Source organism: Symbiopectobacterium purcellii, assembly GCF_019797845.1.
Taxonomy (GTDB): Bacteria; Pseudomonadota; Gammaproteobacteria; order Enterobacterales; family Enterobacteriaceae; genus Symbiopectobacterium; species Symbiopectobacterium purcellii.
This window is the reverse complement of record NZ_CP081864.1, coordinates 2,099,589-2,120,852: the sequence shown is the minus strand read 5'-3', so window position 1 is coordinate 2,120,852 and position 21,264 is coordinate 2,099,589. Positions and strand designations below refer to the sequence as shown.

General features: G+C 51.7%; 20 protein-coding genes and 2 pseudogenes. 11 read left to right on the top strand and 11 right to left on the bottom strand.

The features are described 5' to 3' along the window. Nucleotides 1–258: 258 nt before the first annotated feature. From K6K13_RS09795 to K6K13_RS09775, 5 genes are all read right to left on the bottom strand, one after another. Nucleotides 259–1,761 (bottom strand): tripartite tricarboxylate transporter permease, encoded by a 1,503-nt coding sequence (locus tag K6K13_RS09795; protein WP_222160618.1) that lies wholly within the window; start codon nucleotides 1,759–1,761, stop codon nucleotides 259–261. After that, entirely contained in the window at nucleotides 1,761–2,228 is a 468-nt protein-coding gene (locus K6K13_RS09790; protein ID WP_222160617.1) for a tripartite tricarboxylate transporter TctB family protein, read from the bottom strand. Before K6K13_RS09790 ends, K6K13_RS09795 begins: the two co-directional genes overlap by 1 nt. A 68-nt stretch (nucleotides 2,229–2,296) precedes the next feature. Further along, the gene (locus K6K13_RS09785) at nucleotides 2,297–3,265 is read right to left on the bottom strand and encodes a Bug family tripartite tricarboxylate transporter substrate binding protein (RefSeq protein WP_222160616.1); all 969 of its coding nucleotides are present in this window, start codon (nucleotides 3,263–3,265) and stop codon (nucleotides 2,297–2,299) included. A gap of 471 nt (nucleotides 3,266–3,736) precedes the next feature. Further along, entirely contained in the window at nucleotides 3,737–4,513 is a 777-nt protein-coding gene (locus K6K13_RS09780; RefSeq protein ID WP_222160615.1) for a transporter substrate-binding domain-containing protein, read from the bottom strand. Nucleotides 4,514–4,612: 99 nt separating this feature from the next. Further along, nucleotides 4,613–5,785, bottom strand: coding sequence for a methionine aminotransferase (locus K6K13_RS09775; RefSeq protein WP_222160614.1), 1,173 nt, complete (start codon nucleotides 5,783–5,785; stop codon nucleotides 4,613–4,615). A gap of 357 nt (nucleotides 5,786–6,142) precedes the next feature. Here K6K13_RS09775 and K6K13_RS09770 point away from each other — a divergent pair. Further along, a pseudogene (locus K6K13_RS09770) lies at nucleotides 6,143–7,039 on the top strand (LysR substrate-binding domain-containing protein). Between the two features lie 22 nt (nucleotides 7,040–7,061). Here K6K13_RS09770 and K6K13_RS09765 read toward each other — a convergent pair. After that, a complete protein-coding gene (locus tag K6K13_RS09765) occupies nucleotides 7,062–7,949 on the bottom strand; it encodes a LysR substrate-binding domain-containing protein (RefSeq protein ID WP_222160613.1) in 888 nt (295 codons plus the stop codon). 155 nt (nucleotides 7,950–8,104) lie between these two features. Here K6K13_RS09765 and K6K13_RS09760 point away from each other — a divergent pair, with 155 nt between their 5' ends. Further along, nucleotides 8,105–8,944 (top strand): MBL fold metallo-hydrolase, encoded by an 840-nt coding sequence (locus K6K13_RS09760; RefSeq protein ID WP_222160612.1) that lies wholly within the window; start codon nucleotides 8,105–8,107, stop codon nucleotides 8,942–8,944. A gap of 51 nt (nucleotides 8,945–8,995) precedes the next feature. On the opposite strand, the pseudogene K6K13_RS09755 reads toward K6K13_RS09760, so the two are convergent. Together K6K13_RS09755 and K6K13_RS09750 are read right to left on the bottom strand one after the other, a co-directional pair. Beyond that, a pseudogene (locus K6K13_RS09755) lies at nucleotides 8,996–9,431 on the bottom strand (carboxymuconolactone decarboxylase family protein). A gap of 59 nt (nucleotides 9,432–9,490) precedes the next feature. Continuing rightward, a complete protein-coding gene (locus K6K13_RS09750; RefSeq protein ID WP_222160611.1) occupies nucleotides 9,491–9,922 on the bottom strand; it encodes a GNAT family N-acetyltransferase in 432 nt (143 codons plus the stop codon). A 91-nt stretch (nucleotides 9,923–10,013) separates the two neighbouring features. Between K6K13_RS09750 and pdxR the strand changes: the two genes are divergently transcribed. The 3 genes from pdxR to K6K13_RS09735 all read left to right on the top strand — a co-directional run bounded on the left by pdxR (nucleotide 10,014) and on the right by K6K13_RS09735 (nucleotide 12,875). Continuing rightward, on the top strand, nucleotides 10,014–11,438 hold the full coding sequence (gene pdxR, locus K6K13_RS09745) for a MocR-like pyridoxine biosynthesis transcription factor PdxR (protein WP_222160610.1): 1,425 nt from the start codon (nucleotides 10,014–10,016) through the stop codon (nucleotides 11,436–11,438). A 156-nt stretch (nucleotides 11,439–11,594) separates the two neighbouring features. Further along, entirely contained in the window at nucleotides 11,595–12,407 is an 813-nt protein-coding gene (locus tag K6K13_RS09740; protein WP_222160609.1) for an AraC family transcriptional regulator, read from the top strand. Nucleotides 12,408–12,500: 93 nt separating this feature from the next. After that, a complete protein-coding gene (locus K6K13_RS09735) occupies nucleotides 12,501–12,875 on the top strand; it encodes a cupin domain-containing protein (RefSeq protein ID WP_222160608.1) in 375 nt (124 codons plus the stop codon). A gap of 141 nt (nucleotides 12,876–13,016) precedes the next feature. On the opposite strand, the gene K6K13_RS23185 is transcribed toward K6K13_RS09735, so the two are convergent. Next, complete coding sequence (locus K6K13_RS23185) at nucleotides 13,017–13,241, bottom strand: hypothetical protein (RefSeq protein ID WP_252120463.1); 225 nt, start codon at nucleotides 13,239–13,241, stop codon at nucleotides 13,017–13,019. A gap of 241 nt (nucleotides 13,242–13,482) precedes the next feature. Between K6K13_RS23185 and K6K13_RS09725 the strand changes: the two genes are divergently transcribed. The 4 genes from K6K13_RS09725 to gap all read left to right on the top strand — a co-directional run bounded on the left by K6K13_RS09725 (nucleotide 13,483) and on the right by gap (nucleotide 17,785). Further along, entirely contained in the window at nucleotides 13,483–14,898 is a 1,416-nt protein-coding gene (locus K6K13_RS09725) for a hypothetical protein (protein ID WP_222160607.1), read from the top strand. A gap of 140 nt (nucleotides 14,899–15,038) precedes the next feature. Further along, nucleotides 15,039–15,611 (top strand): GNAT family N-acetyltransferase, encoded by a 573-nt coding sequence (locus K6K13_RS09720; RefSeq protein ID WP_222160606.1) that lies wholly within the window; start codon nucleotides 15,039–15,041, stop codon nucleotides 15,609–15,611. Between the two features lie 101 nt (nucleotides 15,612–15,712). Continuing rightward, nucleotides 15,713–16,693 carry a GlxA family transcriptional regulator gene (locus K6K13_RS09715; protein WP_222160605.1) on the top strand — a complete coding sequence of 327 codons (981 nt, stop codon included), beginning with the start codon at nucleotides 15,713–15,715 and terminating at the stop codon, nucleotides 16,691–16,693. 78 nt (nucleotides 16,694–16,771) lie between these two features. Next, nucleotides 16,772–17,785 (top strand): type I glyceraldehyde-3-phosphate dehydrogenase, encoded by a 1,014-nt coding sequence (gene gap / locus K6K13_RS09710; protein ID WP_222160604.1) that lies wholly within the window; start codon nucleotides 16,772–16,774, stop codon nucleotides 17,783–17,785. A gap of 34 nt (nucleotides 17,786–17,819) precedes the next feature. On the opposite strand, the gene K6K13_RS09705 is transcribed toward gap, so the two are convergent. Continuing rightward, on the bottom strand, nucleotides 17,820–18,155 hold the full coding sequence (locus K6K13_RS09705; protein ID WP_222160603.1) for a hypothetical protein: 336 nt from the start codon (nucleotides 18,153–18,155) through the stop codon (nucleotides 17,820–17,822). 98 nt (nucleotides 18,156–18,253) lie between these two features. Here K6K13_RS09705 and K6K13_RS09700 point away from each other — a divergent pair, with 98 nt between their 5' ends. Next, nucleotides 18,254–18,964 carry a response regulator transcription factor gene (locus tag K6K13_RS09700; protein ID WP_222160602.1) on the top strand — a complete coding sequence of 237 codons (711 nt, stop codon included), beginning with the start codon at nucleotides 18,254–18,256 and terminating at the stop codon, nucleotides 18,962–18,964. A gap of 10 nt (nucleotides 18,965–18,974) precedes the next feature. Continuing rightward, nucleotides 18,975–20,207, top strand: coding sequence for a sensor histidine kinase (locus K6K13_RS09695; protein WP_222160601.1), 1,233 nt, complete (start codon nucleotides 18,975–18,977; stop codon nucleotides 20,205–20,207). Between the two features lie 22 nt (nucleotides 20,208–20,229). Here K6K13_RS09695 and K6K13_RS09690 read toward each other — a convergent pair whose 3' ends face one another. Beyond that, entirely contained in the window at nucleotides 20,230–21,129 is a 900-nt protein-coding gene (locus tag K6K13_RS09690; RefSeq protein WP_222160600.1) for a DKNYY domain-containing protein, read from the bottom strand. Between the last annotated feature and the right edge of the window lie 135 nt (nucleotides 21,130–21,264).

Sequence of the window (21,264 nt, the reverse complement as noted above, 5' to 3'; positions counted from 1 at the left end):
ATGCATCGCATAAAGGCCACAAAACCTCATAAAATCCACGCAGTTGCGTGGATTTTATGTTTTCATCATGTCTCACGCTATCACAGCGTAATAACACGATCGGGCTGAAATAACTACTGGGCCTCGACTTCAGCAACATAGTGCGTTCGATTTTATACTTCAGAATCGTAACTGCTTTCCGGGTATGGCGGTGCACTGTTCAAAACCGGGGTGGATAACGCCTATCGCGCATGCACCACCGACAGGCCGCAAGCGTCATCATTCAGTAAAAATATGCTCACGCTTTGTTTTGATCGAAGGGAGTACGGTGATCGCTAGCAACGCCAATGCCATTAGCAGCAAACAGAGACTGATGGGTTCTTCGATGAAAATGGCATAACGCCCTCGCGACATCATCATGGCCCGACGTAGGTTCTCCTCCATCAACGGCCCGAGAATAAAGCCCATCAGTAAGGGGGCAGGCTCGTAATCATATGCCACCAACGCAAATCCAATCAGTCCGAATAGCGCCGCCGTAAAAATATCGAATGAACTGCTTGCCACACTGTATATACCAATGCAACAGAACATGATAATAACCGGATACAGTAGCCGATAGGGAATTCGCAATAATTGTACCCATACCCCAACCAGTGGCAGATTAAGCGCCAGCAGCATGATATTGCCAATCCACATACTCGCAATCACACTCCAGAACAGAGTGGGTTGGTCCGTGATAAATTGTGGGCCAGGAGTAATACCGTGGATCATCATCGCCCCCGCCATCAAAGCCATCGTACCATTGGAGGGGAGACCCAGCGTTAATAAGGGAATAAACGACGTTTGTGCCGCCGCATTATTTGCGGACTCAGGCCCCGCGACACCGGCAATCGCGCCGTGACCAAATTGCTCAGGATTTGCCGACACCTTTTTTTCTACCGTATACGAGCAGAACGTTGCCAGCGCCCCACCGCCACCTGGCAGCAGTCCAAACAACGAGCCAATCAGCGTACCGCGTAACACAGGTCCCGCCGATTGACGGAGATCGTCACGGCTTAGCAAAACGCGCCCATGGGGAATAACGTTACCCGTAGCTTGTTCCCGAAGGGAAACCACACGGATAATTTCGCTGATACCAAACAGTCCCATCGCCAGCGCAACGAAACTGATACCGTCCGTGAGTTGGATAATGCCAAAGGTATAACGCACCGCCCCGGAGTTGACATCAACCCCCATCAATCCGAGTAGCATCCCTAGCACCATTACCGCAAACGCCTTAAGCAACGATCCCTGTGCCAGAACAATCGCACCGACAAGGCCAAGCAGCATTAAGGAGAAATAATCAGCAGGTCCAAAAAGTAATGCCAGAGAGGACAGTAGCGGCGCACAGAGTGCGATAATGATCGTCGCAACACTGCCTGCGAAAAATGAGCCAATTGCAGAGATAGCCAGTGCTGGACCTGCCCTGCCTTGCCGCGCCATCGCATGGCCATCGAGGCAGGTAATTACCGATGAGGTTTCACCTGGAATATTGAGCAAAATTGACGTGGTAGAGCCACCATAGGCAGAACCGTAATAAATCCCCGCTAACATAATCAGCGCAGCACTGGGATCGAGTAAAAAAGTGAACGGCAGCAACAGTGCAATCGTTACCAGAGGCCCAACACCGGGCAAGACGCCGACAAATGTCCCTAACAGGGCGCCGAGAAAACAATAGAAGAGATTATTCAGGGTGAATACGGCATCAAGACCGCTGGCAAAACCGTTAAATAATTCACTCATTACAGAGGCCACTCGTTAAATGGAATAGCGAGAACTTTTACAAAGAAAATATCCGATAGCCCGGCCATAATAATCGCTAGAATAATAATTTCTTTGGTTCGAGTTTCTCGCGTACCCAGTGCGGCGCCAGCAATAGCCAACGCACTGGAAACAATCACCCCTGCGACGCTGATGATGTATCCAAACAGGATAATCACACCGAGAATAAAAAACAGCGGACGCATAGCCGAATGAAATTTATCGGTTTTCCAAACCTGACTTAACGTGCCTCGCAATGCAATAATAAAACCCAACAGAGCAAGCAATCCGCCAAGAAGCGCGGGAACATAGCCCGGCCCCATTTGCGATGCGTTTCCTAAAGGGTATTTGAGGATCGCCATCGTCATTGCAGCGCCACCGATAAGCAGTAAAAACCCGCCCGACACGGTATCGTCACGCGTATACAATAATGACTTATCAGACATCATCAATCGCTTCCGAAAAGCCCCACGAGAACGTGATATCAGCAGGGTAAATCGTTATCCCGCCATCACGATTATTTTGCTTCAATACCCGCCAGTTTCGATAAGCGTGCCCATTCAGCAATTTCGCTCTTCACAAAATCACGCAATGCTGGTGACGCTATATTTCCATAGGGTTGATAGCCAAGCTCGGTCAATTTAGCGCGAATAGCCGGATCATTAATTGCCTGATTAAAGGCTGCATTAAGTTTTTCCACCACGGGCTGAGGTGTCCCCGCAGGCGCAAAGACAGCTGCCCAGGCATTAGCATTGATCCCTTTGATGCCGAGTTCATCCAATGTCGGTATCGTGGGATATTCCGGAAGACGCTGCGGAGAGGAAATAGCCAGTATCTTCAATTTATTCGCTTTCACCAAAGGCGCCGTTGCCGCTATACCATCAAACATTAATGCAACGCGACCAGCCACAAGATCCACCAGCGCAGGAGCGGAACCACTGTAAGGGATTTCGACGGTATTAACGCCTGCAATTTGATTAAACAAGATGGCTTTGAATCGCGTGGGTGAACCTTGCCCTGCAGAAGCGTAATTGTATTTACCCGGATTTGCTTTCAGCAATTGGATCAACTCATCAACCGAATTAACCGGTAAACTCGCAGTGACCACCAACGGTGAAATAAATTCGGCCAACAGTGCCACGGGTTCAAAATCCGTGACCGGGTTGTAGGAAAGCCCCGCTATCTGTGACACGTTCGCTGCATGGGTCGATGAACTCCCCAACCCGATGGTATAACCATCAGGTTTTGCATTAGCAACCGCCAATGCCCCTAATGTACCAGCCGCACCGGGTCGATTCTCTACCACAAGCTGCTGTCCGAGGATATTACTGACTTTAGGCGTAATATGCCGAATAAGGATGTCTTGGCCGCCACCGGGATTAAACGGCACAATAAAGCGAATGGGTCGTTCGGGATAAGCCTGCGCGGAGAAAACAGCAGAGATCATGAAAAATAAAAAGAGTATAATACGGCTAACAGTGTTCATTATTATTGACCCTGTGTAATAAAAAGCCATCATTTAAAATGCTATATACCTGTCATGCTCCAAGTTACAGATGCACTGACTGCACCCGTTCACCCGAATCACTTAGGGTATAAAATAGTTGTAGCTATAGGTGAATATTTTTATTATCACTTAATCTGGATAAAACAAATGAATAATACTGATAAAATAAAGCCTCTCATGCAGTTTATTTCCTGTCAAAGACATTTTTTTGCTTTGCTTTCTCAAAATCACACAAGCAGACTGCAATCTGTTGCGCTTTGGTAATATCTACACGGCCGATAATAAATTGCGATTTATAGAGCCATGTGAAGTATTGCCTTTGCCAATTCGGTTAATGTATTAATATTCCCGGTTTATTAGAAAGTCGTTGCCAACAACAAGGCCCACGCAATCGCGCAGGCCTTGTTGTTTTTTTTGGCGCGCTAACGGAAAGCCGCGCAAAAGCGTAGGTTACTGCACCCGTACATCAAAACCAGGGAAATACTTTTTCGCCAGTTTCTCAACCGTGCCGTCGTCCTGCACCTGTTTAATCGCTTTATCCAATTCCACTTTCAACGCCGTGTCGCTTTTACGCAGGCCGAAACCGATGCCGCTACCGAGAATAGTCGCGTCGTCCACGGCCTTACCAATAAAGCCAAAACCTTTGCCTTCCGGTTTATCCAAGAAACCAGATTGTCCCGCTGCGGCCATCACCAGCGTGCCGTCCAGGCGGCCTGCTGCCAGATCTTCATAGGCCAAATTCTGGTCTTTGTAAGCGGTCACGGTAACCCCTTTCGGCTCCCAATGCGCCTTCGCGTAAACTTCCTGAATCGATCCCTGCAATACGCCGATATTCTTGCCTTTCAGCGCTTCTGGCGTCGGAGCCAGACCTGTGTCGGGCTTGCCAAGCAGTTGGGTCGGAATGCGATAAATGGGCACGGTAAAGTCTATGGCTTCCTTACGCTTTTCGGTGATGTTCATCGCAGAGTTGATGGCGTCGAACTTTTTAGCTTGTAGCGACGGAATCAGAGCATCAAATGAGGTTTCAACCCAGGTACATTTGAAATTGCCCGCCTCACAAATGGCATGACCCAGATCGATATCGAAACCTTCCAACTGGCCCTTGGTATTTTTGCTTTCAAACGGCGGGTATTCTGCCTCCAGCCCAAAACGCAATTCGGTCTGCGCCAGCACGATAGAGGAGGACAGTAAACCCAGTGATAACATCAATATATTTAATTTTTTCATATCTGGAACGATCTCCGGTAAATCAATGAGTAGTCTTTAAACCGCTATCAACATCACACCATGCATGCACCAAATACACATCGCGCACAACCACGTTTATCACCGGCGCTCCGCCGCCTGACACAGCGCTTTCGCCCCCGCCAGCAACGTCGCGTCATCTTTCGAGAACGACAGACGAATCAATTTATTGTCGGTGCCGTCGGTGTAAAACGCCGACAGCGGGATAGTCGCCACCCCGAGCTCGACAATCAATCGTTTTACTATGTCGCTGTCACTTTCGTCGCTGAAATTGGCAAAGCTCGCTAACATGAAGAATGAGCCGGCGGAGGGCAATAATTCAAATGGACCGTTCTGCAAGGCACTCGCCAGTAGATCGCGTTTATGTTGATAGAACGTTCCGAGCGACAGATAGGTTGCCGGGTCCGCCATATACTCCGCAAAGGCGTATTGCATCGGCGTGTCGGCGGAAAACATCATAAACTGGTGGACTTTGAGGATCTCGTCCATCAACGCGGCGGGAGCCAGGCAGTAACCGACTCGCCAGCCAGTGACATGAAACGTTTTACCGAACGATGAGACAATCACGCTACGTGATGCCAGTTCGTTGTGCGTCGCCATGCTGTGATGACGCTGACCGTCAAACACCACGTGTTCGTACACTTCGTCAGAAAGGATCACAATATCGGTGTTGTGTGTCAGTCGCGCCAATTGCGCCAAATCGTCAGCGCCTAGCACCTGGCCGCTCGGATTATGCGGCGAATTGAGAATGATCATGCGGGTGCGCGGGGTGATGGCAGCCTGCACGTCATCCCAATTGATGGTAAAGCTCGGTACGGCGAGTTTCAGCGCCACGGGCGCTGCGCCTTGCAACCGGACGATGGGTGCATAGCTATCAAATGACGGCTCAAAATAAATCACCTCATCACTGGGATGTACTAGCGCGGAAATCGCCGAATACAGCCCTTCGCTGGCGCTGGCGGTAATGGTTACCTCCCGCCCGGCGTCGTAGTGCTGGCCGTACAATCGTTTGACTTTCTCCGCGACCACTTCTTTGAGCGATACCAGTCCGGACATCGACGCGTACTGGTTATGACCCAAACTCATGGCACGCGTTACCCCGGCGATCAGTTCGGGAGAACAGGGAAAACTGGGCGCTCCCTGAGAAAGGTTGATGGCGTGGTACTGGCTGGATAACTGACCGATAACAGTAAAAATCGTCGTGCCCACATCCGGTAATTTAGAACTGAACTGCACCGGGGTTTGAATCGGCATGGAGTCTCCGTTAAATGCCATAGCAGACCAGCTTGTATACGAACGGTACGCCAGTGAAGCCTAGCCTGCTAAAGTTTATTGGTTTTTGATGAATAACTATTCATGCATCAAACGTTTCTACCGGTAGTACTACAATCGAATTGTTGTCATAATAGCCATGAAAAAACGCATGGCTCGAGTTCGCCATTTATAGCAATGGAAGCAATACGATAATGTGCCGAGTGCTGAGACGTAACCTTAAACAGGGAAAGTCGATGCCATTTCCCTTGAAAAATCAGGCTTAGCGCCGCGCGACTTTATCTGCATAGTTATGTAATCGATTTTCTTATGGATGTCTGACGGAGCGTGTGCATGACCATGAATAATCGCATCCCACCGCTGAATGCATTGCACGCTTTTGTGGTGACGGCGCGTCACCTCAATTTCACCCGAGCTGCGGAGGAACTTTTCGTCACGCAAGGGGCAGTCAGTCGGCAGGTCGCATCGCTGGAAGCCTGGTTGGGTTTCTCGTTATTTCAACGTCATGCCCGTGGTTTACGGTTGACGTCGCAAGGCAGTCAGTTGTTACCGGAAGTGCGCGACGTTTTTGAGCAACTGTTTCGGGTCACAAACCGGGTGAAGGAGGGACGTTCCATTCGCATGAAAGCCCCCACCTGCGCCATGCGCTGGTTAGTGGCTCATTTGATGATGCTGGAACAGCGACGACCGGATATCCATGTCTCGCTAACGACCACCACAGAACACGGCATCGATTTTCGTCATGAAGATTTTGATGTCGCGGTGGTATTCGCACCGGATGGCGCACCGCGTCACTATTACAGTAAATTGTTCGACGAAGTGCTATCGCCGGTAATGGCCCCCCATCTGTTGCTTGCCGGGCAAACGACATTGTTGCCGGACCAACTGACACGTCTGACACAGTTGCATCCCACCCATGACCAACGTGATTGGAAACTGTGGCTAAAGACACATCGCATTAACGAACCGGTCATGCGCCGCAATCAACAGTTCGACACCATGGACTTAGCCATCAGTGCGGCGATTCAAGGCTTTGGCATCGCGATGGCGGATGTGACGTTGGTGGCAGAAGATATCCGTCGGCAGCGGCTGGTGATGCCGTTTACCTAAACGGTGAAAACCGGCGCGGCTTATTATCTGGTGCATCGCCCTGGACTGGGAGGACGCGTGCAGGCGGAATGGTTAACGGACTTTCTTGCCACCTTTACCGATTGCCTGACGGCGGATGCGACCTGAATAAATCACATAGTCTCACGACTCAACCACGATCCGCTTCGTCCAGGATCCATCGAGCAAAGGCCTGTAGTGGCTCACTGCTCAATTCGATAGACGCGGGAAGAATAAGGCAGAACGTTTTGGAAATGGTTTTTCCATCTGGCCAAGGCGCAACCAACTGGCCTTGCGCCAGTTCTTTTTCAACGTAAAGGCGCGGGACTAGAGCAACGCCGAGACCTGCCAATGCAGCCTCGATCAACATCGCATGCAGGTCGTAGCGCGCCCCCCTCGCGGGATTGGTCAGCGGGATTGCTGTCTCCTGGGCATAACGTTGCCATGCATCGGAATTCTGTCGTCGGTGTAGGCGCGGTAAACTGTCCAGGGTAACTGTCCCACGGTTTTTTTCTACAAGGTCTGGGCGACACACCGGAACCATGATCTCACTCAACAGGCGGTGCGTATGCATTCCCGTCCAAGCGGCATGTTCGAAATGGATGGCCGCATCGAATCCGCTTCCTGCCAGGACGAAGGGTTCCATCCGCTCGGCAAGGTGCACGGTAATGTTCGGGTGTTTCTGCTGGAATCGTTCCAAGCGAGGAATAAGCCATCGCATCCCAAATGTCGGGATGGTGGCAATATCCAAACTTGCGCTGTCGTGAGGCTGCCCCATCAGATACACACTATCCCGCTCCAAGCGTTCGAGCACTTCACGAACTTGATCCGCGTAGCGCTCCCCGTTGGGGAGGAGCCTGACCCGATTTCCGATTCGCTCGAACAACCTAACGCCAAGGAATGTTTCTAAACGGCCGATCTGGCGGCTGATAGCGCCTTCAGTGAGAGACAATTCGTCTGCCGCGCGCGCGAAACTGCCATGACGAGCCGCAGTCTCGAATGCCATGAGTGAAGTGTTGATAGGGAGCTTCCGACGCATGAGTGTTCCTGGTTTATGCCTGCATGGCGGCTAAGCATGATTTTTTGTCACTGAATCATACCAAAAATTCGATTTATAAGCTGTTTTTAGGGTTCTATCATGACTAAACATCAATACAAGGAACCCAGGCACGTAAGTCGGGCAAGAATACAATTATGAATGAAATAACACTCCCAGGTCATCAAATTGGCGACTTCACAATAACAGCCATCAGTGATGGATACCTTTCTGCGAGCCTTGATTTACTCTCAAATATAAATTCAATATCTGCATCCGAATTACAGAAAAACGCAGGTGCTCACGACCCATCGTCTATTCACATTAATTGCTACTTGATTCGTGGTCGTGGCCACACGATCCTGATTGATGCTGGCGCAGGAGGATTTAAACAGTGGGGAGGCACGCTGCAAGCGAATCTGGCACTTACAGGCGTGCAGCCTTCCGACATTGACACCATTCTTCTGACCCATGCCCATCCTGATCATATCGGGGGGTTGATTAACTCGCTCGGGGAAGCAGCATTCCCCAATGCAGAGTTAGTCGTCCATCAGAATGAAGTGGCTTTCTGGCAGGACGCTGGCAACCTCAGCAGAGCCAGTGCGCAGACTCGGGGAAACTTTCTCTTTGCCGAAACGGTGTTCGATAAGTATCGCAAAAGGCTGCGCAGATTTACCAATAACGACATCCTTCCCGGAATTAGTGCCGTTCCTCTGCCGGGACATACTGCTGGTCATTCTGGCTATCGGATTGAATCAAGAGATAGTAGTCTACTGATTTGGGTGGATATTGTTCATTTTCCTCTCATTCAAATTCCCCACCCCGCTGTGTCCATTGCCTTCGACCAGGATCCGATACTTGCAGCCGACACGCGCTCGAAACTGTTGGATATTGTCAGTTCGGACAAACTCCTTATTGCTGGTATGCACCTTGGCGAGCGTGGATTTGCACATATAGAACGAACGGGTAATACCTATAATATTTGCTACGAAACGTGAGGGGGTGAACGCCAGTCCCCTATCGCGCCCCCCTGTACCCAATGCGTATAGCTACTGACGCATGCCGATCGCCAAACGATTGAAAGCGCTCATCAACGCGATGGCGAAACTCAGATCGGCAATCTCCTCATCGCTAAAATGCATCTTAAGTGGATCGAAGTCCTCATCAGGTGCATGCGTGTGTGCCACGTCAACGAGCGATTCAGTCCATGCCAATGCGGCGCGTTCGCGGTCATTAAATTGGCCGCTAACACGCCAGCCAGCCAGCCAGACTGTCTAACTTCACATCCGGCATTCCACCGGCACGCAGAGCCGCTGCATGCATCTCCAGACAAAAGGCACAGCCGTTGATCTGCGAAACGCGCAGATAGACCAACTCAATGAGCTGTTTTCCAAGACGGCTGTTGTCCAACGCTTTCTTGGTGAGGCTGAAACCGTGGTAAGCCTCACGCGCAAGCGTGTGGTAAGGCAAGCGAAGGGTGTTCATAAAAGATCTCCGATAGAAATATATTCCAGGTAAAGTCGTTGATTTATGCAGTGCAGCATCTATATCGCTTGGCTGAAATGCAGCCCTTTGGGCAATAGGTCATGGCGGAAATAGAAGCGTTGCGCCAATCCATTGCTCAAGGCGGTATCGAGAACCAGATGGCCGCAGCCTTGCCGTCTCGCCTCCTCTTGCATCGCCCCGATCAGCACGCCGCCTAAACCCTGTCTGCGGGCACAGGAAATCGCGATCAAATCATCGATATAGAGAAAGCGTCCGTACAGCAGATTTTCTTGTACACGATAGCCTGCCAACCCTGCGACCTGATCGCCCTGCCACGCAGCAAGTAAGCGGTAGCCTTGCTCTGCTTGGCGCCGGGCCTGGACGGCAAATGCAGCAGCATCGGTCAGGTGGGGCCGTAACGCGCGCATGACCGCAAAACAGGCCACGTAGTCATGGTCGCTAGCAATAATGCTCAATCGAAAAGTGCTCATGTCGATTTCCTTGTTTTAAGGCCGCCACTTTAGGAAAATGATGCCCCATCTAAAAGGTGCAAGATTCAATTAAATGAATAGGACATAGAAAATGGATGTTCAGCAGTTGAAACCACGCCGCGATCGCGATGCACCGATTTATTTGCAGTTGTATCGTCGCTACCGAGATGTGATCGCGGCGGGAAAACTGCGTCCCGGTGATCGCGTGCCCTCCGTGCGCAGCCTTGCCAGTGAACTGAACGTGGCCCGAGGCACGGTTGAGTTGGCCTACCAGATGTTGACCAGCGAGGGGTATTTCTTGGCGCGTGGGCCCGCTGGCACGATCGTCTCGCCCCACCTGGAAAACCTCGGCGGTTCAGTACTCGGCACCACGACAACGTCCGCAAAGACACACTCGGCACCAAGAACACCGTCAACCGCTGCGCCGCTTCCCTTCCAGCTTGGTTTACCTGCACTGGATGCTTTCCCCCGCAAGACCTGGGCCCGCTTGGCCAGTCACCATCTCCGTACGCTGGATGCGGTCACGATGAGCTATCCCGATCCATTGGGATACGAACCGCTGCGCCGCGCTATTGCGACCTATCTCGCCATTTCGCGCGGCATCACCTGCTCACACGAACAGGTGTTTGTCACGGTTGGCTACCGTGGCGCACTGGAATTGGTGTGCCGCACATTACTGCGCTCTGGTGATGTTGGATGGTTTGAAGACCCTGGCTACCGCTATGCACGACAGTGTTTAACACATGCAGGTATGCGTCTTACGCCTGTGCCCGTCGATGAAGAGGGTTTGAATGTCGATATCGGACAACAGCGTTATCCCGATGCACGCTTTGCCATCGTGACACCGACACACCAGAGTCCGATGGGCGTAGCGCTGTCACTTCCGAGACGGTTACAACTGCTCGAGTGGGCCCGGCGCCGCAACGCGTGGATCATTGAGGATGACTACGATAGCGAGTTTCGCTATCACGGAAGACCATTGCCACCGCTTAAAAGCCTGGATCGAGACGAGCGCGTGCTGTACACCGGCACCTTCAGCAAGGTGCTGTTCCCTGGCTTGCGTCTTGCCTATCTGGTTGTCCCTGCGTCGCACGTTGAGCGGTTCAGGGACATGGCGAATCACCTTTGCGGCCCTGGCGCGACGCTAAACCAAGCAACGGTTGCCGACTTTATGGAACAAGGTCACTTCGCACGCCACCTGCGCAAGATGCGTTCGCTGTATGCCGTGAGGCGTGGTTATCTGGTCGATGCGCTGTTAGACACACTGGGTTCACGCATTGATATTCAGCCCCAAGCCGGTGGTATTCATGTATTGGCAAAGCTGACCGGCCGCCAGAGTGACACGTCTCTGGCGGCAGCGGCCCAAAGCAACGGCCTCGCCATCCAGGCACTCACGCACTGGCAAGTGTGTAACACACTGCACGGCGGCCTGCTGATGGGATTTGCCAACGTCACCGAACCAGAGATAGCGAAATCATGGGTCAAGCAATTGATGGCGGTTATTCAGTCGCAGTGAAAGCGCTACCAGCAACTGGCTCACGTTGCCGCTCAATCTCCCACGCCGAGCAGCCGGTGATGTGTAAATTTCTCTATCCATCATCATCGATGGAGAAGTAGGATGGATAGCTTGTGAACCGAGGGATTGTCAGGTCACGTTTCTACGCGGGTGAATATGGTTAAAACAACAACACCTTACGATTGGGTTCATCACGCCACCCAACCGGGAAAGATCGAACGCATCGAAGCCTATTTCGGTGGGCATGGCTATACCCCACACCGACACGACACGTATGCTATCGGCTGCACCTTGGCGGGTGTTCAGTGTTTTCATTATCGCAAATCCCAGCGCCATAGCCTACCCGGGACCATTTTGGTGCTTCACCCCGATGAACTCCATGATGGAGAAGCCGGAACCGAAGCGGGATTTCATTACCGGATGACGTACATCGAGCCCGCCTTGATCCAACAGATCCTTGGCGGCAAGCCACTCCCTTTCATCGAGGGCGGTTTGTCCAGCGACCCACGAATTCAGGCGGCGATTGCCCCATTATTGCAGGACATGAACAGCAGCATTGACCCGATAGAAGAGGATGATGCGCTGTACGATCTGGCCCATGCGCTGGAAACGGTTGCCGGGCAGCGCCGAATTCGACGCCATCCTGATTTCGTGGCAGTGGAACGCGCTCGGGCCTTCATCCATGAAACGCTGGAGCAGACCATCACGCTAGAGGCGCTCGCCGAGGCCAGCGAATTGGATCATTGGCAGCTATGCCGGGATTTCCGGGCACTCTACGGTACCAGCCCCTATCGCTACCTGAGTATGCGCCGCCTGGATTACGCCCGTCGATTGATGCTATCGGGTCAGTCCATCGCCGAGACGGCAGTAATGGCAGGTTTCTTTGATCAAAGCCACATGGCACGCCACTTCACGTCTGCCTATGGCGTTTCGCCGGGACGATGGTTGAAACGTATTAAAGCGTCCTAAATAGCGCGAAACCATAACCTGCACAATCGTACAAGACCCCTTAACGCGCTTTCTCTACCATGCTGGCTTCAAATCTTCAATAAGGATTCCAGCATGAGTACCGGCCGTTATACCGCCATCAACGTCGCACAAAAGTTCACCCTTTTCAGTGAGCAGTGGACACCCAAAGTCGTAGCAGAAATGAACGACTACCAATTCAAGATCGTTCGCCTGAAAGGCGATTTCATCTGGCACGTTCATGCTGATACTGACGAAGCCTTCCTGGTACTCGATGGCGAATTGCGCATCGACTTCCGCGATGGCAACGTTCTGCTTCAGCAAGGCGAGTTGTTTGTTGTTCCCAGAGGGGTTGAGCACAAACCCTATGCCGAGTCTGAAGTGAAACTGATGCTGATAGAACCGCGTGGCGTGCTCAACACAGGAGGCGAAACGGGAGAACGGACGGCACAGAATGATGTTTGGATCTAACTGACATTCCGCGGCTCCCATTTGCCTGGCGTAGCACTGGCCTGGATTACGCCTCAAGCCACCTGCTTGTCGCGCATGCACAGAGGGTTGCCGAGTATTGCTATGACCCGTATGGTGATCGGTAGGCTAGCGACTTCACGATTAACAGAACGGGTCATTGCACCCACTTCGCTCATCCTTTGGTCCAGACACCGCGAACGGTAAGCACTGGCCTGGAGAAAGGGAAATAAGCGGATCAGCCCGCCAGCACATCTGGCAGATAGTCACCACATCGACCGTTTCAATATTGTGCCGCGCATTAAAGGTATTCGCCTTGTCCCACCACATGCCATCGCCCAATGCGAAAGCGGCACGGTAGCGTATCATGACGTTATCCGGTGTAAGCGCGAGATCGGCACGCAATTTGTCCTGCGTCCACAGCGTCGCCCCCTAATATACACACCGTTGCGTGGCTTTTTTATGTCATCTCACGTCATCTCACCGCTACGCAGCCAAAAATGAGCCGCGCGACATGCCACGTGGTGGCGTATCTCGTTAAAATCAAATTAAAAATCTTCGACATAATGCCGATACCTTTGTGCATTAATGACTCTGTGAAGGAACCTATATGTACTGCATTCGCGCGTTAATACGCCCTCTTCTTTTTCTGTCTCTGTTGCCGATCCCTTTGGCGTCGGCGGCGGATATACCCACAGTGGAGAGTGGCGGCATTAATCCTTTGTCTGTCGTCAAAATTAACGATCGTGTGAATTACATGGTTTCATTAAAATTCAGTGACGGTAAAACCGTTCAGCAATGGCGATCGGTTGATTGCAAGCAGGGAAAAGCAGAACTGCTTTACAAGGATTTATTGAATCAAGAAGGCCTGACTAGAGCTCGCTATTACGGTAACAGCTACCTGCGCTATGCACCTGCTCAGGATGATAAGCAGATAACGGCTGAGGATATCCGCATCACATGTCAGCACCCGATAAAAGACATGCTGTGGGAAAAATTATCAACCACCGCTTCGGGCATGTTTACTGACCTTGTCGATATCAATAGCATTAAACGCTCAGACGACATCCTCTCGGTACGTCTGGGATTTGACTCGGCGGATATCCTCTGGGAACCGCCTTACGATGCGCCATATGGATTAAAAATTGAGCACTTTTTTTATAATTGCATCACCCATCAGGGTGGCGCGGTTGCTGCAATGAATATCGATAGCGAGGGGCGCGTTACCGACTCACTTATCACTGCTGATATTGTACGCCGTAAGAAAGACTTTGAAATCGATAAGAAAATGTCTGAACGGTTTGACCAGATGTGCCAGTTACCAGCAGGACAAACCTTCAAAGCCCAAGGGCATTTTGTGCCTGCTACCCAGAAGCCAGCATCAACGCTAATGGGCCCATCCTTGCCCGAGCTGAGCAATAACGATCCACAGTGGTTGGCGAAGTTCCCACTGTCAGCCGCCATTGAACAGCAAACGCAGTCACTGATTAAGTCATGGGCAATGCCGCGTTTTAAACAGCTTCGTTATACAGAGGTGAGCGCACTCGGTAAGGTCAATGTGCAATTAGAGGCGCAACCCGATGGCTATGTGCGCAAACTGGAAGATTATGGTATTTGGAAGGTGCAACGCTTAACGCTGGCGAATCAACTACAACTGAAGTTTGTCATGTCCATCAGCAGTGAAACGACACTGCTTGACCAGTTGCAGACTGATTTGCGTTTCCCGCTGGTAGCGGGTCAACATTATAAGGCGCAATGGAACAGTATTGATTCCGACAAAAAAGTACCGATTTCAGGGGCGCTGCGTTGTGAGGCCACAGTAGAAGGAGAGGCGAGTCGCCTTGCGCCTGAGTTTACGGGGAAATATCTTTTAGTTGAGTGTCAGCAAACCGACAAAGGTCAGCCAAAAAGCAATAGCAAGGCCGCCTGGCTGAAAGATCTCAATGTATTTGTGCCGGTTACCCAGCAGCTGGGTGATAAGCCTGAAAGTCAGGTGAAACTGGAAAATGTCAGCGTAATACGTTAATGAACAAGCAGGTTCATCGCGTCAAGGGGTAAACCTGTTCACTATTGCAGCTACACGTCAGCGCGGATAAAGCGCGTGTCACATCCTCAGCACGAGAAGGCGTAGAATAAGAACCGCTCGTTTATTTCGGAGAAACACATATGGAGATGCGTCAAGGGAGTATCACCGTTAGATCGGCGGGATTGGCTGATATTCAACACGTGAAAGCGCTGCTTGAACGCTATCATGCAAAAAATCTCATTGCCGATCAACGCGATAATGGCTTCGTGACGACGGACATGACGGTTGAGCAACTCGACACGCTGCGCCTCGCTGAAAACGGTGTCACCGTTGCTGTTGATGAGGGGAACAACCGCGTGGTGGGGTTGCTTCTCGGGGCATCCTGGGCATTCCTCCAACCCTGGCCAATGTTTGACTATATGGCCAGCATTCTCAATGCGTATACCTTTAACGATCATAAACTTGATCCGGCACATTCTTATCAATACGGCCCGATTTGTATTGCCGAAGCGTACCGGGGCCGAGGGATCGGTGAATTACTGTTAGCCCATCAACAACAGATTTTTGCTACACGTTACCCTGTTGTAGTCACTTTTGTGAATGTGCTGAACCCACGATCTTATGCATTCCACTCAAGGAACCAGTTTGAGGATGTCGGCTTTTTTAGTTTCAATGGCAATAACTATCATATGATGGCCTTGCCGACCTGTTAGCGTTATCGCACGCGTTGCATCATGCAATTCGGGGTCATGTCTGAATGAAGCAAAGGGTATTGCGCTGTTGACTTATTTTGCAAAAAGTATATTTTTCGGACATGAAGAAGATCCTGATTATCGTTCCTGATGGCGGCATGCTGTTTGAGTCTGCCGGTATTGCCGACATCCTGATGCAAGCAAACCAACTGCATACTGACGGGTTGGCGACACCTCGTTATCACATCAATATTGCCACCACACAGCCGCATCAGGTGATCCACGGTCAATCCGGGCTGAATCTGCTGGCGGATCACCGTTTGCATGAGATAGATCCCCGTGAGCCGCTCGACACCATACTGATCACGGGCCGAGGTCAAAATGAGCAGGAAGGCACTGCCGTAGTGGATTGGCTGCGCCTTGCCGCGCCACATGCGCACCGCATTGCTTCTATTTGTGGCGGTGCGATGTTGCTCGCTCAGAGCGGCTTGCTCAATGGAAGACGAGCGACCACACACTGGAAACTGCTGGAAGCTATGCAGGCAACCTTCCCTAAGGTAAAGGTCGAAGCCGGCCCCCTGTATATACAGGATGGTCCTATCTGGACCTCTGGCGGTGTCAGCTCTGGGTTTGATCTGACACTGGCGCTGGTTGAGGAGGATTACGGCTTCAGTCTTGCCCGTGATGTCGCGCAGGATTTGGTGATGTATCTGCATCGTCCGGGCAGTCAATTACAGTTTAGCCGTTACAACTTGCACCAAACCAGCAATGCAGGTCCGATCGGTGATTTGCAAACATGGATACTCGACAACATCACTGCCGATCTCTGCGTCGATGTGTTGGCTGAAAAAGTCGCCATGAGTCCGCGTAATTTTACCCGCGTATTTACCCGTGAAACCGGCGTTTCCCCAGCGCGCTATGTGTCAGAAGCGCGCCTTGCCGCAGCACGACAACATCTGGAACAAACTACCGATACGCTGGAGCGCATTGCCGCCAATACAGGGTTTGGCAGCAGCATTAACCTGCGTCGTATTTTTGAAAAACAGCTGCAATTAACCCCCGGAGAATATCGCCAGCGCTTCCACTGTCGAAAAATGGCGTAATGTGATCCTTTTTTGTCATTTACGCCAACAGCCCCATGGCCTACAGTCACTCCAGAGACAACCACTAAGGAGTTCATCATGGTCAAGGTCGGTATCAATGGTTTCGGCAGAATCGGTCGCAACGTCCTGCGTGCTGCGTTGGGCAACCCCGACATACAAATTGTGGCAATCAACGATTTGACGGACAGCAAAACGCTGGCCCACCTGCTGAAATATGACTCTCTGCTGGGCACACTCTCGGCCCCTGTTGAGGCAACCCACGGGCAACTCCGCGTGAATGGCAACCCTATCACCGTGTTCAGCGAGCGCGATCCTGCGCGTATTCCCTGGCGTGATGCTGAGGTGGACATCGTGATTGAAGCGACGGGTTTTTTCACCGAACGCGAAAAAGCGGCAGTGCATATTGAGAGCGGTGGAGCCAAGCGCGTCATCATCTCTGCGCCGGGCAAGAATGACGATTTGACGGTGGTTATGGGCGTGAACCATGAGTTATACGATCCACAAAAGCACTATGTCGTCAGCAATGGGAGTTGCACCACCAACGGACTGGCTCCGGCGGCACAGGTTTTGCACCAGCATTTTGGTATTAAACATGGCCTGATGAATACCACTCACGCCTACACCAACAGCCAGGCATTGCACGATCAGCCGGAAAAAGACCTACGCGGTGCGCGCGCCGCCGCGTTATCGATTGTGCCCTACTCCAGTGGCGCCGCCAAAGCGCTAGGGAAAGTAATCCCTGAACTGGAGGGGCGATTGACCGGCTATTCCCTGCGCGTACCGGTTCCTGTGGTATCAATTGTCGATCTCACGGTAACCCTTGAGCGCGAGGTAAGCATAGAGGACGTCAACAATGCGTTTCGTGAAGCAGCGGCTTCCGGCCCATTGCAAGGTATTCTCGGCTATAGCGACGAACCGTTGGTCTCGAGCGATTATCAGGGCGATCCGCGTTCGTCCATTATTGACGGACTCTCGACGCTGGTTATCGGCGGTAATATGGTCAAAATCCTCGCCTGGTACGACAACGAATGGGGATTTTCAAACCGCCTTGTCGATTTAGCACTGCTGATAAGCCAACGCGAACCCGCATAAATGCAGCGACTGAACACCCGGTTTAACTGGGTGTTCAGCGCCTCATAAACACCACCACGCTCGGCGGTACGAATCGGCAATACCCCTCTCGTCTGAACACCTGCGGCTGCATTCTCGGACGTTTGGCATCCTTATCCAGTGCACGCAAGAGCTGTGACGTGGTGCGCTTCAAGCCGTGTTTCACATAGCCGATAATAGTGCGTATAAGGGTTAAAGGCCGCGCTGTTTCTTGGGTTTGCAGGCTGTTGATCTCCGCGTTAGGCTCTGGCGTTTGCCACTGCATACCGCATCCAATGGCGGTAAAGAACAGCCCGACTGCCCAGGTCAACGATAACAGAGTGAATCGCTTGGATATCGGACAGGTATACACGCACAATTCCCCATCAATGAAAGGCCTGTGCAGTATCAAAAAGCGCGTGTCAGGAAGTTGTTAAGATGTCGTTTATCTTTTAAGGATGTCGATGACCGATGACGCGCCTGCTTATCATTGAAGACAACCCAGAGTTGGTCGCCAATCTGTACGATTTTTTTGAGCCACTGGGTTATGTGCTCGACGACGCACGTGACGGTGTCACAGGTCTGCGTATGGCGACGCAGCATGATTATGACGCCATTTTGTTGGATTTAATGCTGCCGCGTTTGGACGGCATGACACTATGCAGCAAACTTCGGGCGGAATTTCAGAACCCCGTGCCGGTACTGATGCTGACCGCACGCGATCCCGTCGAAGACCGGGTGCGGGGCCTGGCGTTGGGTGCCGACGATTATCTGGTCAAACCCTTTTCACTCAAGGAACTCGATGCCCGCATCAAGGCGCTAGTACGCCGTGCCCAAGGCCGGCAGGTGCAAGGCACGCTGGCCTGGGACGATCTGTTAGTGGACACCCGCGCACCGCAGGCATGGCGGCAAGGCCAGACTATCAACCTGACACCCACCACGCACAAGTTGCTGCTGTGTCTGGTCCGCGCCGCACCTGACGTGGTTAAAAAGCAGCAAATGGAATACCTGCTGTGGGGCGACGAACCGCCTGAAAGTGGTGCGCTGCGCACACACATTCATGACCTGCGCCAGCGAATTGACAAAAACTTCACATCGGCTCTGATAGAAACGGTGCATGGCGTCGGTTTACGTCTCCATACGCCCGGGGAGGTTGCGCCGGAATTATCACACAGCGAGTAGACCCAGCATCATGAAATCCCTTTACCAGCAAATGACGCTCAAGACCCGCATTACGATTTCATTTGTACTACTGATGGTAGCCGTCATGGGGGTTGTCGTTATCGCGGAGCAGCTTGATTACGATGAGGTTCGATCGTACGTCATCGCAAAAAGCCTGCACGACGAGGTGCCTCGGCTGGAAAATGCTATTGTCAAAGGCATTGATCCCCCCCTGCCGGCAGGCAGCCAGTTTTACGATGTGCAGACCGTACCCGATGCCCTGCGAGATTACGCTCCGGGTTACCACCGACTGGAACAACCCGAACATTGGTATCTGCTGGTATTTACACGCGATGCTCAGCGTTACTACCTGTTACAGGATGGCAAGTACTACCGATTTTTGGAATACCTGATTGACGGCTTCGCACCGCTGGTGATTCTGGTGTGTATTCTGTGCGCGTTCTGGATTGGAAGATTGACGTCGGCGCGCGTTACCGCGCCCATTACGCACCTGGCCGACGTGGTGCAGCGTAAGCAGAAGCCCTTGCCGTTTCAGGATGCGAGCGATGAAATCGGCGTGTTGGCGCGCGCGTTTGCTCAGCACAGTGATGAACTGGAGCAGTTTCTGCACCGTGAGCGATGCTTTGTCAGCGATACCAGCCATGAGTTGCGCACGCCGCTGGCTATTATCGGCGGTGCGGCGGAAACCATCGTGCATCAATTGCCTGCCGGCAGCCACTTGATAGCCAGCGCTGAGCGCATCGTACGCACCACGCAGGAAATGCAACGCCAACTGACCTGCCTGCTATTGCTGTCACGCGATCCGCACACGTTGGCGCGCGACGACGTGCCGCTGCGTCCGTTGATCGAGGAGTGTATTACGCGCTGCCAACCCTGGCTGGCAAAAAAACCGGTGACGCTGGTTCTGGAGGCACCGCAAGCCCCTCACACGTACACCAATGCTGAACTGGCGCGCAGTATTATCTGGAACCTGCTGCGCAATGCCTGTCAGTACACGGAGCAAGGTGAAGTACGAATTGCCTTGCACGGCACGACACTTATCGTTTCTTACACCGGTCCTGGCCTGCCGCCTAGCATCGATCCGCAGCAATTTCAGCGTTTTCTGCACAGTGCGCAGCAACGAGGCGAAGGACTTGGCTTATCGATTGTGCAGCGCATCGTGGAACATCTGGGCTGGCGCATGCACGTCGATAGCTCAGAAAAAGGCTGTCGCTTTACGCTGGAAATGCGTCGCCCAGAATGACGCATTTCCACACGGCAACAATTTATTTTTTAGTACACATCGCTTCTCCCGGCGATTTCAAGTCTTCGCAGTGCCATTCATTCACCCCATCAGAGATGACGTTCTCATTAACGTTCACCTTACTCGCATCCAATCCGGCTAACCGCTCTGGCTCAATTTTCACGAACCAGACTGACTTACCGTCGGTGACAACATGATCGGATAATGCTTTGAGGTTTTTCACATCGGTATCCGGTGTAAAAATCGGGAAAGGCTTACCGTAAATATAAAAACCTTTTTTATCCGCCGTCACACTAAACGAGAGGCAGGTAAAGGTACTGGCATCAAATTCGCTGTTTTTTTCACCGCGAAAATAAAGCGCATCATCGATAGTCGCCCAACCAAAGCACTTTTCATGAATGTTGACGCTCTTTTTATAAGGGATGGTGGCTGAATCACTTTCTCTGAAGTAATACTGTTTTTTATCGAAGGCCTGATTGGTTCCTTTAGTCTGGAACGTCGCAACGTCAGCGCCTTTTAACACCGAACCGTCACGCATAAAGATACGTTTGCCATCACTGAAAAAAGGGAAATCCAGCGCTTCAAATTTCGTCCAGTCGATGTCAACGGTCATTTTTTTGCAATAGGCATAGGTTCCAACATCACTAACCAGATAGGAATCAATCGCTTTGGCTTTTTCCGGATTAAATGCCTTGGGCAAAGCGACGGCGTTGCAATAATAGGTGCCATTGGCTTTTCCTACGCCAAAAGCCGTATCGGAATAGATCACCGAGAAATTCTCCGGCTTGACGTTTTTCATCGGCACGGCGGGCAGATTCACGGCACTTTGATAGTGTAATACACCGTTAATCACTTTATACGGGTATTTCACACCGCTGTAGGTGGCCGTGGTCTTTTCTGCTGAAATAGCGGATAAATGCATAAGTGTAAACATCCCACAGATGATCGCCGCACATAAATTAAGGGGTCCTTTTCTCACGTTCTTTTCTCCTTTTAATTTTTCACATAAGCAAACCATATCCTCCCAGCCAGAGGATAATCGTTTTTTACGGATATA